The sequence below is a fragment of the Bartonella sp. MR30HLJHH genome, assembly GCF_042194195.1.
GTDB lineage: Bacteria > Pseudomonadota > Alphaproteobacteria > Rhizobiales > Rhizobiaceae > Bartonella > Bartonella grahamii.
The window spans coordinates 12,879-31,803 of record NZ_JBHIMO010000014.1; the positions used below are offsets into that span (position 1 = coordinate 12,879).

10 protein-coding genes and 2 pseudogenes are annotated in these 18,925 nt (G+C 36.7%); 4 read left to right on the forward strand and 8 right to left on the reverse strand.

The annotated features are described in order from the left end of the window. Positions 1–1,612: 1,612 nt before the first annotated feature. From ACFIKR_RS07415 to ACFIKR_RS07435, 5 genes and pseudogenes are all read right to left on the reverse strand, one after another. Complete coding sequence (locus tag ACFIKR_RS07415) at positions 1,613–2,239, reverse strand: DNA-3-methyladenine glycosylase I (RefSeq protein ID WP_375659410.1); 627 nt, start codon at positions 2,237–2,239, stop codon at positions 1,613–1,615. Continuing rightward, complete coding sequence (gene xseA / locus ACFIKR_RS07420) at positions 2,217–3,647, reverse strand: exodeoxyribonuclease VII large subunit (RefSeq protein WP_375659411.1); 1,431 nt, start codon at positions 3,645–3,647, stop codon at positions 2,217–2,219. The genes ACFIKR_RS07415 and xseA overlap by 23 nt, the downstream gene beginning before the upstream one ends. A gap of 400 nt (positions 3,648–4,047) precedes the next feature. Next, positions 4,048–5,679: an ABC transporter substrate-binding protein gene (locus ACFIKR_RS07425; protein ID WP_375659412.1), complete on the reverse strand. Its 1,632-nt coding sequence runs from the start codon at positions 5,677–5,679 to the stop codon at positions 4,048–4,050. Positions 5,680–6,379: 700 nt separating this feature from the next. Next, positions 6,380–6,823 (reverse strand): annotated as a pseudogene (locus ACFIKR_RS07430) (ABC transporter substrate-binding protein); the annotation flags it as partial. Between the two features lie 908 nt (positions 6,824–7,731). Further along, on the reverse strand, positions 7,732–9,357 hold the full coding sequence (locus ACFIKR_RS07435) for an ABC transporter substrate-binding protein (protein WP_375659413.1): 1,626 nt from the start codon (positions 9,355–9,357) through the stop codon (positions 7,732–7,734). Positions 9,358–10,446: 1,089 nt separating this feature from the next. Here ACFIKR_RS07435 and ACFIKR_RS07440 point away from each other — a divergent pair. Continuing rightward, the gene (locus ACFIKR_RS07440) at positions 10,447–10,728 is read left to right on the forward strand and encodes a DUF6460 domain-containing protein (protein ID WP_375636337.1); all 282 of its coding nucleotides are present in this window, start codon (positions 10,447–10,449) and stop codon (positions 10,726–10,728) included. A gap of 22 nt (positions 10,729–10,750) precedes the next feature. Here the strand turns inward: ACFIKR_RS07440 and ACFIKR_RS07445 are convergent, their stop codons facing one another. The 3 genes and pseudogenes from ACFIKR_RS07445 to ACFIKR_RS07455 form a co-directional block, all read right to left on the reverse strand. Next, positions 10,751–11,560, reverse strand: a complete 810-nt coding sequence (locus ACFIKR_RS07445; RefSeq protein WP_375636335.1) for a TIGR02186 family protein — start codon at positions 11,558–11,560, stop codon at positions 10,751–10,753. Positions 11,561–11,562: 2 nt separating this feature from the next. Beyond that, complete coding sequence (locus ACFIKR_RS07450; RefSeq protein WP_375659414.1) at positions 11,563–12,483, reverse strand: sulfite exporter TauE/SafE family protein; 921 nt, start codon at positions 12,481–12,483, stop codon at positions 11,563–11,565. Positions 12,484–12,595: 112 nt separating this feature from the next. Next, positions 12,596–13,481 (reverse strand): annotated as a pseudogene (locus ACFIKR_RS07455) (hypothetical protein). Between the two features lie 517 nt (positions 13,482–13,998). On the opposite strand from ACFIKR_RS07455, the gene ACFIKR_RS07460 reads away from it, so the two are divergent. The 3 genes from ACFIKR_RS07460 to ACFIKR_RS07470 are packed head-to-tail and all read left to right on the forward strand — an operon-like array spanning position 13,999 to position 17,385. Then, positions 13,999–14,745: an electron transfer flavoprotein subunit beta/FixA family protein gene (locus tag ACFIKR_RS07460; RefSeq protein WP_375659415.1), complete on the forward strand. Its 747-nt coding sequence runs from the start codon at positions 13,999–14,001 to the stop codon at positions 14,743–14,745. Positions 14,746–14,796: 51 nt separating this feature from the next. After that, positions 14,797–15,717 (forward strand): electron transfer flavoprotein subunit alpha/FixB family protein, encoded by a 921-nt coding sequence (locus ACFIKR_RS07465; protein ID WP_375659416.1) that lies wholly within the window; start codon positions 14,797–14,799, stop codon positions 15,715–15,717. A gap of 3 nt (positions 15,718–15,720) precedes the next feature. Beyond that, positions 15,721–17,385 carry a 4Fe-4S dicluster domain-containing protein gene (locus tag ACFIKR_RS07470; protein ID WP_375659417.1) on the forward strand — a complete coding sequence of 555 codons (1,665 nt, stop codon included), beginning with the start codon at positions 15,721–15,723 and terminating at the stop codon, positions 17,383–17,385. Positions 17,386–18,925: the final 1,540 nt, after the last annotated feature.

The window sequence follows — 18,925 nt, forward strand, 5'->3', positions numbered from 1 at the left end:
TCCCTTTATTTATTTTTTATTAATTAATGACGCTGAAATAACATGGCAAATTTATAATTATACACATTGAACAAATACATTCTAATCGCCTATACAGAGTCATCTACTTTATAAATTCATTGACTTACATCTCAATCAAACCATAGTGAACATGCAATATGTTTTGCTAACCAGTATCATATTCTATCATAACCTTTCTTTGCATATGATAATGCCGTATACCATCCCCATCAATCATCAAAACGATAAACCTTGTAGCCCAAAAATGGTAAGCTTTTAAAAAAATCATTGCGCAAAAATTTATGAATTCACCATTCTATACCTTTAGGCGGTATTTAAAATAAAATATGCAAACTTTAAAAATCGTTATTCTCCTCAAACACTCAATTTCAAGATGCGGCGCATCTTTACTACATGATCAAAACTGCACTAAAACAGCAAAAAGGCATAAGAAAAGATCTTTTCTAAAACTCTATCCTCCACAAAAATCTGCTTAATCTTTTGAAACCAAAGTATCAAAAGCTTTACGTTTTTACAAAAAAAACAAACACATTAACAAAAATAAAGGAACAATGAGAAGAATTACCCCTTCCAAGCTTTGTCTTTTGAAAAATGAAGCTTGCAATAAAAGAATACACACTAAAATGTACTTCTCCATTGATAAAAACAAAATTTACTAGACCACCCCCCAAAGACATAACGAATATAAACCCTTCTAAACTTTAGTATGCATCATTGCTTTACCACTATAAAAATAGAACAGAAAACAACATACTGCAACAAAACTCTCATTTCCAGCAGAAATATACAGAGATTCACCTAAACAATGTAGTGGATACAAGCCTACCTGAGCTTAATCATCTTCCCAAAAATTGGAGCGCACACGCAGCAAGATCACTCTTTAATAGAAGAAAACTATCAGATAATACCCCCCAACACAAGCCGCTTGAGTCATTTAACTTCAATTTTTCATCGCTGCATTTTATTTTTATTGCCTAGACTAAGTATTGGGCAATCGACCTACACACAAATAAACCAACTATCATACAACCAAAGTAAAATATAACAATGCAATAACATCCCCCCTCTAAAAACCACTTTGCTTTCGTCAATAAACATGAATAAAATATTCATTACTTATTATAACGCTCATGTCATTAACAGAAATAAAAACAACTCTTTTGAACCATTTCAAAATACCAAGAACTGTTGCACAACATTGAAAGCTCGTAAAATGTGTGATGGCGCTGATTTGCTCCTTCATAATCGTAAAGATGGAGTGCACAATGGATTGACCGCTATACCATTCATGGGCTACGTCGCAAAATAGGCTTTGGTACACTAGATGTTTTTTTAAACATACAAGACATTACCATTATCTTACTTCAGATACATGACAGTTGAGGTATCTCTCCTTTTTGCATCTGTTTTTTCATCTTCAAAATTATACCTTTATCGTTTTGAGTGCCAACAACAGTAGGAAATCATTGATCTTGTATAGTTTGTATATTTCGATTATCTTATACAGTGGAGTTGTATAATCTATACATTTATTAAACAATTCAATTATTATCCTATTGATCATTACCCTTACAAAAGAACGTTGACTAATTTATCGACAAAAACATCCTTCAAGATGATCATTAACAATCCCTACGGACTGCATAAAAGCATAACAAATTGTGGGACCAATAAATGTCCAGCCACGTTTCTTCAAGTCTTGAGAAAGACGAAGAGAAGCAGGGGTTATAGGATGAGCCAACAGTGTTTGAAAGTCTATCTTTTCATAACGCTCTGATTGTGGTGGCTGAAAAGACCAAAAATAGCGGGACAAGCTCCCCCACTCTGTTATAATTTCCTGTGCTCTAAGTGCATTATTAAGCACTGATTGAATTTTTCCTTGATGGCGAACAATGTCTTTATTCTGCATTAACATTTTCACCTTTAGCTCATCATAATGAGCAATCTTTTCAACATCAAAGTGATCAAATGCAATGCGAAAAAAAGAGCGTTTTTTTAAAATTGTAAACCAAGAAAGCCCCGCTTGGAAACCTTCAAGACAAATTTTTTCAAATAAACGGCGATCTTCAAAAACAGGTTTTCCCCATTCGTTATCATGATAGGCACAATAAAGTGGATCCGTTCCAGCCCATGCGCAACGAACTTTTCCATCCACTCCCTTAAGAAGACCTTCTGCAAGCATGGCATTAACCGTATTAAAAGAGAGTTCCTTGATCATCGCTTGGCGACTTTATCTGCTTGTGTTTTGAACGTTTAGAAAAAACAGATTCTTGTATTGCAACACTGATATCACCATCAAAAAAGCGTAAATTTATTTGCCCTATTTTAGGAAACTGAGTCAACCGTTTAATGGGCTTATTATCTTGCCCCAAAGCCAAAACAAAACCACGCTCTAAAATATTCTGATAAGAAGTACTTTTTAAAAGCCTAAATGCAAGCTCCATTTGGGCACGTTGTTTTTCCACACTACGCACAAAAGCACGATGAAGGCGCGCCGTATATTCCTTTGTATTGCGTTGTGCTTTTTCACTATTTAATAAACGTAGCGAAAGACGTAAATGAAGAGCATGAAAAGAAAAACATTTTTTATCGTAGCTCACACAAAGAGCACGCTGTAATCGATTTGAGATTTCATCAAAACCACGCCGCGGTAGAGCAAAAAGTTGGTCGACAGTGGGAAAACCACGTCTGGCTGCACGCAACTTTTGTTGATGAAAATCAAAAGAACGTACAAGTCCCTTTCGCAAACGTGCCCCAAGAGACGCAACACACACTTCAAGATCAAGCTTAACGGGAACAGCCTTTTCTGCAGCTCCTGTAGGGGTTGGAGCACGCCAATCAGCGACATAATCAATCAAAGTCCAGTCCGTTTCATGCCCAACAGCAGAAATAACGGGAAGAGCAGAAGCATAAACAGCACGAACAACAGCTTCATCATTAAACCCCCACAAATCTTCTAAACTTCCCCCTCCTCGTGCAACAATAATAAGATCAGGTTTTGGAATAAGTCCTCCTGGAGCAAGAGCATTAAAACCTTCAACAGCAACAGCTACCTCTCTCCCACTTGTTTCCCCCTGAACACGTACAGGCCAAACCAAAATATGTAACGGAAAACGATCGGATATACGATGAATAATATCACGAATCACAGCGCCTGTTGGTGATGTTACAACGCCTATAATTCGGGGCATATAAGGCAAAGGTTTTTTCTTTGCTTCATCAAATAAGCCTTCTTCCACAAACTTTTTCTTACGATTTTCAAGAAGTGTCATCAAAGCACCAACCCCCGTTGGTTCAAGAGCCTCAATGACAATTTGATATTTCGATGACCCTGGATAAGTTGTAAGTTTACCAACAGCAACCACTTCCATCCCTTCTTCAGGAGGAAATTTGAGCTTTTCCATCACTCCACGCCAAATAACAGCTTCCAACCGTGCCTTATCATCTTTTAAAGCAAAATAAGCATGTCCTGAAGCATGAGTACCACGGTAACCTGATATCTCCCCACGCACCCGTACATAACCAAACTTTTCTTCAACAATACGCTTTAGAGCTCCTGCTATTTCAGAAACAGTAAATTCTGCCACATTTGTTACACCTGTTTTTTTACTAAACAAACTTACCATTTTTCAATTCTTTACGCCCGTTTCTGTGAATCTTTTTGAAACAACACAATCTTTAAACTTTTTATTTATAGCTTCATCAAAATACCCATAGCACCGGCTAGAACAGCTTATATTTTGAATTTCAACCGATTATCCGAGTTATAAAAAAGCTTGAAGCCGTTGTATGGGGATCTCCAAAGTTATTATTCCATCCGAAAGCCGTATCAATAGAAGTTAAAATATTCAATCTTAACATCCACACAAACACATCTTTCATAAGAATTCCTGAAATAAAATTCTCTACACAACATAGTAATCCATTCCCGATAAAATTCAACGTATTGCAAAGTGTTAAAGAGCTTTGCAATACATCAAATATATCATGATCATGTTTTTTATATTTTATAAACTTGATACCTTCTTATTTTTCAATTGCACTATAAAAAATACGTGGTGCACTATTCCAAACCCATTTTTTGACATCAGGTGTCATCGCTATTGTGTGATACGTCTGATAGATAAAAGCATAAGGTCCTTTCTGCATAAATTCACGTTGCAAATCAGCATACATTTGCGCCCGTTTTTGGGGATCTTTTTGAAACAACGCATCTTGAACTTTTTGATTCATAGTTTCATCCAAATACCCATGGCACCAACTCGCATAGCCTGTATTTTTAGCCTCAAGCCGATTATCAGGATTGTAAATAAGGCGTGAAGCCATTGTATGAGGATCCGCAGAATCATTATTCCATCCGAAAAAAATCGTATCAAAAGTACGTGCAGATAGTTTTGAAAATAACTGCGTGCCCACAAAACGTTCAATTTTAAAAAGTACTCCAACTTTTTTTGCATTGTCTTGAAGGGACTGAGCAATAGGCAAAGCAAAAGGATAAGGAGAAGTACCAGCAAAAATACTGGCCTCAAAACCATCCGGATAACCTGCCTCTGTTAAAAGTTTCTTTGCTTTTTGAAGATCAAGTTTAAAGGGTTGTCCTTCTTTTTCATCCAAAGCCCCAAGATTACCAAGAGGAATAAAACTTGCACGTGGAACACCAACATCTTTGAGAAGAGTCTTACCGAGTCCTTCATAGTCAATAAGATAGCGCATCGCTAAACGCACTTTTTCATTGGCAAAAATAGGATTTGTCACATTGAACCCCCATATGATCACGGATGGCTCTAACACTCTTTCAACTTTAATATCCGTTGTTGCTTGGAGATCTGCCAAATCCTCTGGCATTAGATTACGTGCAACATCGATATCGTGTTTTTGCAACAATAAACGTTGTGTACCAGGCTCCGCGACATGGCGAATTAAAATCTTCTTCAATTTAGGCGCCTCACCCCAATAATTGGAGCTTGCACGCAACAAAATCCCTTCTCCAGGGCGCCAACTCTCTAACTGATAAGGACCAACACAAGCAGAATGGCTTGCCAAATACCGGTTTCCCATATCACCATTTTTTTCGTGTTTCATGAGTGTCTCACGATCAAGCAAAGCAAGAGTACGACTAGTGGCAAAATGGCTAAGAATGAGCTCTGCTGGATAAGGTTTATCAAATTTCATCACCACCGTTTTGTCGTCCGGTGCTTGAAAAGCCTCATCAACGTTTTGTTCTGTGATGCCATATTCATTAAATGTCGCCGCAGTAGCCATCTTCAATTTAACAACCCGCTTCATGCTCCAAATTAGATCATTGGCATTCGCAGGACGACCATTGTTGAACTTCAAACCATCACGCAAATGAAAAGTAATCAGCGTACTGTGATCATCACTTGAAACATCCCAACTCTTCGCTAAAGAAGGAACTATTTTAGCTGCATCATCTGTAGCAGAAACGACTAAATTATCACAAACATTGACAAGAACTTCATTACCATAACGATCATTGATTTGTGCGGGATCAAATGTACTTATTGTATCAAGATTCCAAGCCATCACAAGCGTATCAGCAGGTGTTTTTGCTGAAACTTGTTGCACAAACATCCCCATTGCAAGAACAGCAGAAACAAAAGAACTGCCCTTTTTCAATATTTTTCTTTTTACGTTCATAGAATTTTCCTTTTAAGATTTAAGGTTATTGTATAACTTCCCCATGTGACACCATGCAAAAATGATAACATCATGCTTAGAAAACACACCTCTTAGAGGCAAAATATCAAAACCTCCAAGAGCAGCAGCCACTTTTCAAAAGCTCATTCCCCCCAAACACGTATAGGACAAACGAACATATGCAACGCAAAACGATCTGATTAAAATGAATCTATCACGCACGATAGCACGCGACATCACGGCACTTACAATTCAGAACATATCAGGCCAAAATCCTTCTTTACTTCATCAAAAAGATTTCTTCTTGTGATTTTCTAAAAAGTATCATCAAAGCGCTATTCTAATTGCCTCAAACTCAAAACAATTTGATATTTTAATGATCCTGAATAAATTTTTTGTAACTATTTTTACCCTTCTTCAGAAGAAAATTCGAACTTTATTATAACTCTGTATCAAATAACAGCTTCGAACCTGTAGATTATCATATTTTAAGTCATAAGGAGTGTAGTCTGAGGTAAGAGAAGAGTAAGCTTGATGTTTTCCATGTACCTGCATACAACAGTTTTTTTCACCAAAACATTTTAAAGTCCCCCATTTTTTCAGAAACACTAAAATTTGCTTTATTCGTTACATCTGTTTTTTGCAACAAACAAATTTATTACTTTTTTATACACATAAATTGAAATATCAAATATTAATCGTTTTGTTCTGTAATCCCATATTCATTAAATGTTGCCGCATTGGACAATTTCAATTTCACAATCCGCTTCATACCCCAAACAAGATCATTGGCACTCGCAGAACGACCATCGTTAAACTTTAAACCATCGCGCAAGTGAAAAGTAATTACCGTACTCTGGTCATCACTTAAAACATCCCAACTCTTTGCCAAAGAAGGAACCATTTTAGCTGCATCATCTGTAGCAGAAACGACTAAATTATCACAAATATTGTTAACCACTTCAATTCCATAACGGTCATTAAGTTGTGCAGGGTCAAATGTACTTATTGAATCGAGATTCCAAGCCATCACAAGCGTATCGGTAGGTGTTTTTGTTGAAACTTGTTGCACAAACATCCCCATTGTAAGAACAGCAGAAACAAAAGAACTGCTCTTTTTCAATATTTTTCTTTTCACGTTCATAGAATTTTCCTTTTAACGTCTACTGTATAAATTCCCCCATGCAGCAAAACGTGCTTAATAATTAAGTTTAGACGAACTATAGGCTCCTAAAGACAAAGCTTTAAAATCTTCAAGAACAAGCACCTCTTGCCAATGACTCCTCCTGCCTACACTTATAAGCCAAACCAAAACATACAAAGGAAAACACTCTGATATACAATGAACGCTCACCAAGAATAGAGCTTATTCACGATATCATAACGCCTACTATTGAAGACTATAAAACCAATATTTTTTCTCTATCTTGTTCAGCAAGCTTGTCTCTTATTTCTTCCAGCGTTTTGCATACCATCAAAGCACTAGCCCTTTCGGCTCAAGTACCTTAATAACAAAGAACTTTCATAATAATTTGACGATTTGATAAAACAGGAAAATTCGTTAGTTTGCTAAGTGCAACGACTTTTATTCCTTCTTCAAAAGGAAATTTGATTGTTTTTCATCATTCCCCGTAAAATAACACCCTCCAATTGGCATCTCATCATCTTTCAAAGCAAAAGAAAATATGAATACCATAAAAAACTGATATCCCTTGTGTACCCACCCATAACAAAACTTTCTTTCAACATCGCAAAACCTTTGCACCTTTAGTACTACTCAATTCCGCGACATTTGTTACACTTAATTTTTTAACAAATAAATTGACCACTTTTCAATTCAGAGAAATTGAAATATTCAATCTTAACATCCACACAAATACACCTCTAATGAGAATGAAAAATCTCTTTAAACGAATGTCTTCAGAAAGATATTGAACAATATATCAGGCATTACCTATGATCTTCGACGTATTGCAAAGCTTGAAAATTATACAATACGCCGAATATATCATAACGATGTTCTTTATTTATTTAACAGTATTGAAGATACCCTTATTTTTCAATTTTACTATAAAAAATATGTGGTGCACTATTCCAAACCCACTTTTTGATATCCGGTGTCATCGCGACAACGCCATATTTCTGATAGATAAACGCGTAAGGTCCTTTTTGCATAAGTTCACGTTGTAAATCAGCATATATTTGCGCCCGTTTTTGCGGATCTTTTTGAAACAACGCCTCTTCAACTTTTTGATTCATCTTGGCATCAAAATATCCATGCTGCCAACTAGGATAAGCTGTATTTTTTGTCTCAAAACGATTATCTGGATTATAAACAAGACGTGAAGCCATTGTATGAGGATCCGCAGAATCATTATTCCATCCGACAAAAATTGTATCAAAAGCCCGGGCATAAAGTTTGGAAAATAACTGTGTACCTGCCAATCGCTCAATTTTAAGACGCACACCCGCCTGCGCAGCACTATCTTGGAGTGACTGAGCAAGTAATAAAGTATAAGGAGCATTTGACACGAGAAAATTTGCCTCAAATCCGTTCGGATAACCGGCCTCTGCTAAAAGCTGCTTGGCTTTTTGAATATCAAGCTTAAAGGGTTGCCCTTCTTTTTCATCCAAAGCCCCAAGATTGCCAAGAGGAACAAAACTTGCCCGTGGAATACCAATCCCTTTGAGAAGTTTCTTGCCAAGACCTTCATAATCTATAAGATAACGCATCGCCAAACGTACTTTTTCCTTAGCAAAAATCGGATTCGTCGTATTGAATCCCCAATACATCATGGATGGTTCTAACACTTCTTTGATTTTAACATCTGTTGTTTTTTGCAGATCTGCAAGATCTTCAGGTGTCAAATTACGAGCAACATCAATATCATGTTTTTGCAACAACAAGCGTTGTGTTCCTGGCTCCGCAACATGGCGAATTACAATCTGCTTTAGTTTAGGTGCTTGTCCCCAATAGTGAGAGCTTGCACGCAACAAAATCGCTTCTCCAGGGCGCCAACTTTTTAACTGATAAGGACCAACGCAAGCAGCATGAGTTTTCAAATACTGATTTCCCAAATCACCATTTTTTTCGTGTTTCATGATCGTCTTACGATCAAGCAAAGCTGTTGCAGGACTTGCAACAATATTATTAAGAATGAGCTCTGCTGGATAAGGCTTATCAAATTTCATCACCACTGTTTTCTCATCAACAGCTTGCAACGCCTCATCAACATTTTGTTCTGTAATTCCATATTCATTAAAAATTGCCGCATTACCCATCTTCAATTTGACAACCCGCCTCATACCCCAAACAAGATCATTGGCATTGGCTGGCTTGCCATTATTAAACTTCAAACCATCACGCAAATGAAAGGTAATCACCGTACTGTGATCATCACCTGAAACATCCCAATGAGTTGCTAAAGCGGGAACCATTTTAGCAGGATCGTCTGTCGCTGTACTGACTAAGTTATCACAAACATTGCGAACAATTTCACTTCCATAAACATCCGTGAGCTGCGCAGGATCAAACGTACTGATTGCATCAAGATTCCAAGCCATCACAAGGGTATCAGCCGGTGTTTTTGCTGAAACCTGTTGTACAACTACTCCCAGTGCAATAAGAGCAGAAACAAGAGATCCGCTACTTTTCAATATTTTTCTTTTTAAGTTCATAGACTTTTCCTTTTAAAGTTTATTGTATAAATTCCCCACGCAACAAGAATGTGCAAAATAATAAAATTAGACAAACCATAGGCTCTGAGAGATAACGTTTTAGAACTTTCAAATAACATTACTTATCAACCACTCCTCCTGCCCATAGTCACCCCCCAATATGCACCGAAAAACAATCTAATGTATGATGAATGACATAACCCATCACCAATTATTGATGATATTACAACGTCTACCATTGAAGGCTATAAGACAAAGATTTCTTCTCTCTTGTCGGACAAGTTCAGCTCTTCTTTACTCTAGCGTTTTTATGCCATCAAAGGACTATCCCCTGTTAGCTCAAAAACCTTAATAACAAAGAGCCTTTATAATAATTTGATATTTCAACAAAACAGAAAAATTTGCCCATCGCCCAACATCAACCACCTCTACCCCTTCTGCAAAAGGAATTTTGGATTTTTCCATAATTCCCCACTAAATAACAGCTTCTCATTATATCTTATTTCCAAATAAAAGGAGTACGGGCACCACAAACCTCTGACATTCCCTCACGCGTCCGTCCATAACAAAACTTTTTTCAATGTCGTATTTTAAATACCTTTGCTCCTTTAACAACACTCAATTCATTGCTTGCATTTTTTCAGAAAAAAATCTTTTCAATGACTAAGGTTGAAATACCTAAATATAATACCTATATAAGCACACCCTTATCAGAATAGATAGTCTTTTTTTAAGTAAACTATCTTGAAATATTATTTCTATACACAACAACAATAAGTCGGTTACAAAATCTTCAACGAACAAAAACTCTCACCCTGACGCGGAATATCGAAACGTTATAAAATTTCTCTACAAATTCTCAGAAACAAAAGGATATCCCTTCATTTAATGAAAGAAGCGCCATGAAAATATCGCGAAAATGCAATAAAATACACGTATATTTCAAAAAACAGTACTGTTGTTACACCAGTACTAAGGTAGTGAACTTAAAAAAGTAAGAAAAAATAAAAAATGTTTTTCTTTTATGATAATAACATCGCTGTACTATGTTAATACAATAAAAAACACGATCTTCGAAAGTATATTAAAATGAACCGAAAGAAAAAATTGTTAAATTCTTCTCATGCGTTTCTTGGAGGAACATTAAACCGTGTTAGTCTAAAATTGCTTATCCTTTCATTCTTCATTGGCATCGTAATGAATTTTTTGGGATGGACACCTCGAAACCTCATACAAAGAATAGTAGATTTTTTTCAATCACTATGGGAAGCAGGATTTATAACGCTTACAAATTTCTTTCATATAACTATGACGGGAGCTATTATTGTTGTACCTATTTTTCTTATCTTACGAATTTTTCATAAAAAATAAAAGCCTTAACATTTTCCTTGTGCTAATCTTTTCGAAAAATCAAACGACATAAAAATCCTGTAGTAATAGCAATAATCACTGCAACAATACCATATAAAAAACGATACTTGTGCGCTGCATAAAAAATTGTATAAGCGATATGTGCTTTAACAATTTCAAGAGTCGTTGTTGCACTATCAATAAACTGTCCATCACGAAAAAGATAAGCACGAACTTTATAATGTCCAACAGGAATATTTGCTGGCAAACGAAAATGTGCTGTGAAAAGTGTGTCAGAACCAAAACGAACACCACCTACTTCCTCGTAATAAAGGCTTTTAGCTTTTTGCAATTTTATAAGTTCATCGCGAAAGCTTTGTATTTTTTTCTGATCTTGTTCGTCCGTCTGTAATGGCAAATAGAGTAATCCTAACCCTAAGCGTTTATAATCTTCAATGCTCGTAATATCGTCAATTTCACGTGTTGTGACCATAGAGTAAAAAAGAGGAACCTTTTTAAAAATAAGAGAATCTGTATTAACCCATACACCGGCATTGCGTTTTTTTTCTCGCATCACCATTGTCCGATCTTGTCCCTCCAAGCTTACAACAACATCATAACGGTTCTGTCGAGAATATAACGGATCAATATTTTCCAAAACACCAGCAATATAAAGATCACGACCAGCAAAATTTGCATCCACAGTAATCGTATTCGTTGTTACGATAATTTGGACAGTTTCGTGGTCAAGTTGATCAATGGATGTAGCTGGCGTCCCAACATGTGACCATGTAGAAAAAGAAATAAAATAAAAGAAACCTGCAATGATGTATAAAAAAAATAATCTACCCATTTTTATCTCATAAGAACATCCAGAGAGAAAAGATTATCAGGGCGTATAAATAATTGAAAAGCAAGACGCATACACACAATCAACACTAAACATGCAAGCGCCATACGCAGTTGTTCAGCCTTTAACTTCCGTCCAGCCCTTGTTCCATATTGCGCACCAATACTTCCTCCAAGCATTAACAAAAAAGCCAAGACAATATCAACGGACTGATTAGTCATACTTTGCAAAACTGTCGTGAAAGAAGACACAAATGTAATCTGAAAAAGTGAAGTCCCAATCACCACACTGGTTGGAACACGCAGAAGATAAATCAATGCTGGTATCATAAAGAACCCCCCACCAATTCCCATAATAGAAGACAACAACCCCACAATGAGACCAATCCCTAAAACTGGAATAATGCTAACATATATCATAGATGTCCGAAAACGCATTTTTAAGGGTAAGCGATGAATCCAGTTATGTCGACCAGCAAGACGAATATTGGCTTTTCCTGCCTTACGCTTGCGCATCATATCATACCAACTTTCAACGATCATCAAGCTTCCTACACTTCCAAGAAGAATCACATAAAGAAGCGAAATCATTAAGTCTAATTGACCTAACTTTTTCAAAACAGAGAAAACCTGAATCCCGATTAAAGAACCACCCCCTCCTCCAATCGCCAAAAGAATACCAAGTTTAATATCGAGCGTACGTCTTCTAAAATGTGTAATTGCTCCTGTTACAGATGACGCAATCATCTGGTTAGCACCTGTTCCAACAGCAATAGCAGGAGGAATATTATAAAAAATCAATAACGGTGTGATGAGAAACCCACCACCGATTCCAAAAAGGCCTGAAAAAAAACCAGCAACGACTCCCATACCAATCAAGATCAGCATATTGAGTGACATTTCAGCAATTGGTAAATAAATACTCACTTACAGAACCTTCAAGATAATTTGAGGTTTTTTAACAATTAGAGAATCCTTCTCCAATTATCCTCTTTTCCAATAATCTCTGTTGCGTGTTTAAAAAGAATAATTTTAGTTGCTATAGCTTTCGCACAAACACGAATGCGCAATACATTTCACATCTATTAACATCAACATCATACAAATTAAAAAAACGAGCTCCTTTTAAAAAGCTATTAAAGACATAACGTTATCGCTAGCACAAATACAACGGTTAAAAAACAAAGAACACTTTTTTTTACCAAATAAGATAAAAACGAGATATGTTCCCGAGACTGCACCTTTAAAGAAGAAAAATCATTCTCAATGCAATGATTAGATGTCTGAACACCCACCATACCCTTTTCTTCTATCACAGCACGCTTCACTACTCTCTCATCCTTTTTAAAAGAAGATTTCAGAGCATCACTGGGCAAAGAGTTTTTATTTTCTTGCTGCAACGTATTTTCAACATTTGTTTGGAGTGGAATTATACCGTTTTGTTTGGAAAAATTTTGCACTTTTTGAAGGAATAAACGTTCTTGATTTTCCTTACATTCCATATGAGCAAGTTTTTGTACAACAGAATCAGGAGATTTTGAACGAGATACCCGTCGTGTTACCGCTTCTTCTTCTAAGCTTTTTTTTTCACTCTGCAAACTTTTAACAATTGTTTTAATCTGCTCTAAAGACTCAAAAAGTTTTTTTTCTCTTTGTCGACGTATATAATGTTCAGCCAAAATGGCTCGACTAATATCATCTAAGTAAGATTTTAAATGCTCTTCTACAGAACTTTGCTGCATCAAAGAACGGGGTGAATGCTTCATTTGCATTTGCGCGTAAACGGTGCGTAATTTTTGAGCAATATCCGACATCGTTACTTCTACAGAAGCATCCATTCTTTCTTTCTGTTCAACAAAAGAAAAGAATTTACCATTCCTAACCTGATTGGTCGCCTGATCGATCGTATGACCCTTCGTATTCACAAACGCCTACCCCTCATTAATCTTTTTGAAAAGAATCGCAACAAATGATGAGATAGTGTGCTCTATTTTAGTAAATAGAGCTTTAAGAACTCCTAAAAACTTTTTTGTTAGAAATATTTTCCCCAATCTTTATCCAAAATATTTGTTTGAAAGACAGATCTTTAATTTTTCTGTCTTCAAGATTTGAAGAGCAAAATCATTCCCCCATTTTTATCTTTTTCACTTAATTTTTCATTGTATAAAGGACCTATTGCACCATCATAAACAAAGCATAAGAAACTAAAAAAGAATATTCTCACAAGACAGATTGATTTTTTTACTTTTTATTCAAGCAAATAAGGCAATTATAGCAATGCAAAAATATGAAGATTGAAAATAACGACGAGAAAGTACAAGTAAACGTAAAAAAGCTTATATGAAAGAGAACATAAGTTATAAATGAGACTTCATTCTAAACAATTTGGTTTCTTATGAGTATTGCTATAAACTTGTGGTCATACAAATAAAGAGGATCATTATGAAGATAATTGTCGCTGTCAAACGTGTTGTTGATTATAACATCAAGATACGCGTCAAACCCGATAGTACCGGTGTTGATCTGTCTCACGTAAAAATGTCTATGAATCCTTTTGATGAGATAGCCGTGGAGGAGGCTATTCGCCAGAAAGAATCCGGTAAAATTTCAGAAGTTCTTCTTGTTTCAATTGGCCCAGAAGCAGCCCAAGAAACTCTACGAACAGGACTTGCAATGGGCGCTGATCGCGCACTTCTTGTCACAACGGATCAAGTACTTGAATCCTTAGCAATTGCTAAGGTTCTTAAAGCTATTGTTGATGAAGAAAAAACTGATATGGTCTTTTTAGGAAAACAAGCAATTGATGACGATAGTAACCAAACAGGACAAATGCTCGCTGCTCTTCTTGGTTGGGGCCAGGCAACTTTTGCCTCACATCTTAACATAGAAAATGGGCATGCTACAGTTACTCGTGAAGTTGATAATGGAACACAAACTCTTTGTCTTCCCCTTCCCATAGTCATGACCGCCGATCTACGGCTCAATGAACCGCGTTACACCTCTCTCCCCAATATCATGAAAGCAAAAAAGAAAATCATTGAACAAAAATCTCTTGCTGATCTTGGCATCGATACGGAAGCACGCTTAACAATTTTAAGCGTTGAAGAGCCAAAACCCCGTCAATCTGGTATTAAAGTGGCGAATGTAGTAGAGCTTGTCAGTGCACTAAAACAAAGGAACTGCATTTAATATTCTCACCACTAGAGTAAAAGCAACACTCTCATAAAAGGGCAAAAATTTATGGCAATTCTTTTATTGGCTGATCATAATACAGAAGAAACAGCAAAAGTGCTTACCGCTGCACGCGCACTCAGTAATGATATCGATATTCTGGTTTGCGGAGAAAAAATTCAAACGATAGCGGAAAATAGTGCTAAACTTAATGGTGTGCGGCAAGTTCTTATTGCAAAAGCAGACTATTTAGCCCATCAACTTGCCGAGCCTATGGCAGATACAATTCTCACGTTAGCAAATAATTATGATGTGATCATGGCTGCATCCAGCAGCACTGGAAAAAATGTGATGCCACGCGTAGCAGCCCTTCTTGATCTTATGCAAATTTCAGATATTACCGCCGTTCTTTCACCCGATACCTTCAAACGACCCATTTATGCAGGCAATGTACTTGAAACTGTCCGTACCAATGATCACAAAAAAATTATAACAGTTCGCACAGCTTCTTTCACACCAACGCCTTCCCAAAATAATTCTGCTCCCATTAAAATAATAACACCAGCTCCCAATCCAAATCTTTCTTCTTTCGTAAAAGAAGAAACCAACAAAATTGATCGTCCTGATCTTACCTCTGCACGTGTTATTATATCAGGCGGGCGTGGTCTTGGTTCTCAAGAACAATTTATGGCACTTCTTCTTCCCCTTGCAAACAAATTAGATGCCGCTTTAGGTGCCAGCCGCGCAGCAGTTGATGCAGGCTACGCTCCCAATGACTGGCAAATTGGACAAACAGGAAAAGTTGTTGCCCCTGAACTCTATATCGCCGTTGGCATTTCCGGTGCAATCCAGCATTTAGCCGGTATAATGGATGCACAAATTATTGTTGCCATTAATAAAGATGAAGAAGCTCCCATCATGCAAATTGCCGATTACACCCTTGTAGGTGATCTCCACCAAATTATTCCAGAATTAGAGAAAGCTTTATAAGTTATGAATGCATTTCCGCATGACCAACGTGAAAGTATGGAGTTTGACATAGTCATTGTCGGAGCAGGACCTGCAGGGCTTTCTGCCGCAATTCGCTTTAAACAAATTAATCCTGAGCTTTCTGTTACAATTGTTGAAAAAGGGACCGAAGTTGGTGCACATATTCTCTCGGGCGCAGTTATTGACCCCATTGGTATCGATACACTCTTACCAGAATGGAGAAATGACAACGACCATCCCTTCACAACCCCTGTCATCCAGGACCAATTTTTTTTTCTAAAGCCTCAAAAAGCGACACTATTGCCCAATATCTTGCATCCCAAAATCTTATCAAATAACGGATGTTATATCGTTTCGCTTGGGAGCGTCTGCCGCTGGCTAAGCAAAAAAGCTGAAGCATTGGGTGTTGAAATCTATCCTGGTTTTGCAGCAACAGAGCCCATTATCCAAAAAGATAACGGAGCTATCATTGGTGTTCTCACCGGTGATATGGGGCTTAACAAAGATGGAACCCCTGGAAAAAATTATATGCCTGGTATGGCGTTATTGGCAAAATATACTCTGATTGCGGAAGGAGCACGCGGCTCAATTGCAAAACAACTGATAAAACATTTCAACCTTAGCAAAAATCGTGAACCACAAAAATTTGGTCTTGGACTCAAAGAACTCTGGGAAATTGATCCTCATAAACACCAATGCGGTTTAGCGCAACATTTCACTGGTTGGCCCTTAGACAATAATACCGGTGGTGGTGGCTTTCTTTATCACCAAGAAAATAATGTCATTTCTGTCGGTTTTGTTGTGCACTTAGATTACAAAAATCCTTATCTTTCTCCTTTTGAAGAATTTCAACGTTTTAAAACACATCCAAAACTCTATGAAATTTTTAAAGGTGCAAAACGTCTTTCCTATGGTGCACGTGTTATCAGCGAAGGAGGTTGGCAATCTGTACCAAAACTCACCTTTCCTGGTGGAGCACTTATTGGCTGCTCTGCTGGCTTTGTCAATGTTCCTCGTATCAAAGGGTCACACAATGCCATCTTATCTGGTATATTAGCTGCCGATAAAATCGCTACCGCTCTCGCGCATGGGCGTGCCCATGATGAGGTCAAAGAAATCGAAGAACAGTGGCGAAAAGGTCCCATTGGCAAAGATCTTTATAAAGTGCGAAATGCCAAACCACTCTGGGCAAAATATGGGACAAAATATGGAATTAAACTTGCCGGTTTTGATATGTGGTGGCAACAACTGTTCGGATTTTCCTTATTTAAAACACTCCCCCACAAAAAGGAAGATTATGCATATCTTGAACCAGCAGAAAAATTTCAACCCATTGCTTACCCAAAACCAGATGGTGTTGTAACCTTTGATCGCCTTTCAAGTGTTGCCCTTTCCAATACGCACCATGAAGAAAATCAACCTTGCCATTTAAAAATAGCCTCATTAAGAAAACAAAAAGACTCCGAATATGCAATCTATGGGGCACCTTCCACACACTATTGCCCCGCCGCTGTCTACGAGTGGCTAGAGTATAATGGTCATCTGACTTATATTATCAACGCTTCAAATTGCATACATTGTAAAACATGCGATATCAAAGATCCAAACAAAAATATCACTTGGACCTGTCCGCAAGGCAACGAGGGGCCCTTTTATCCCAGTATGTAATGCCCAATGTATAATCATTGTTCATTCTCCTAAAATTGAAATATACAAAACGCAATAAATAAAAATATCCCCCTCAGATCAGAAATCTATCAATTACCTTCCTGCATACGTTCTTTCACAATGTAAAAAGGACTCTATTCTTATATAAAATACTCTCCTCACCGCATGACTTTTTTCAATAGAAAAACATAACATATTTTTATCAAAATTTTTTTATCTAAATGACAAAACAATAACGAATATATCTTGATAATTCTGCCATAAAGAAACAGCCGCGCTTCTCGAAAATCTGAAGGAAAATAAGCCCGATCTACTTTGCCCCCTCTCCCACATGATCCAAAATGCTTTTAGCCCCTCATAAGAAACATCAATTGTTTTAACTAGCCAAGAACAAAACTCATGAAGATGCGCTTTAAGTTTATTTTTTCTCCTACACTTTGCCAAGTACTACTCACTAAAAAAAACCACAGACAAATGTAGAAAAAACATTGCAAGATAACGAGATAAAGAGCTCGCTTGTTCAAGCCCTTTCAATGTTTCTACTAATAATGACACGAAAAAATCTTTAATATCACATTGATCTTTTATTTTTTCATCAAGGATAATCGCCTCGCGTCTAACCTTTACCAATATATTGCAATGAATGTGTACAAACACCGTAAGAATAAGCAGATGCCAAGCCATGGAGACTATCGCTATTAGCAAAACCATCTGATAAAAAACAAAATAGCTTTCATAACCACTCTATGACGCGTTTTATAGGGTTATTTTTCTTATAAAGCTTGTGCTTTCGCTGTTGCTTGTCAATCAACATCCAAATTTAACACAAGTGGTATATTTAAAAAAAAGATTAAGGTAAATGAAAGCTCTGCGCACCGTTCCAGCTTCTGTAGTTAGAGCAAAAATATTGTCTATTCTATTTGAGTAATCTCTGAAACGAAAATACAACTTCATTTAGCAAGAATATGAAATCTGAAAGGAGAGACCACGGATTATTCCCGCTTTTGCGCATTATATTCATGGGCTTGTTTTTAAGAGATAGCTCTTAATACATATCGAACAATTATTTTACGGCACTATCCAAAAAAGATATAACGTGCTCCTGTGAACAAACACTTCCATATTTACGAAATAAAAGTACAAGCTAACAGCCTCATTTTCTCTGCGAACCCCAATGATGCGATAATCTTTGCTTTAAGCAGGTTTCAAGGTGCACGAAAATGATTTTGATTAATTGACTATAAGAAGACTTAAGATAAGACGATTTTACGATATTTAAAGCTCCTAATCAATATGCAAAATGATAAACGCTCCGTTATAAATCAAATTTTTAAGATAAAAATTAATCTTAAACGTTTCTAAGGTACTTATTATACTGTTAAAGCTTTAGAGAGTATGAAAAAAATGAAATATTTTGCTGATAAGGACTTATATTTGATCAATAACAATACAGTTAGCTGTTTATGTTTCAAAAGAGGCTGTTTACATTTGCTCAGAAAAATAATTTGGATATCAATAGAATATTTGAAAGATAGGCGTT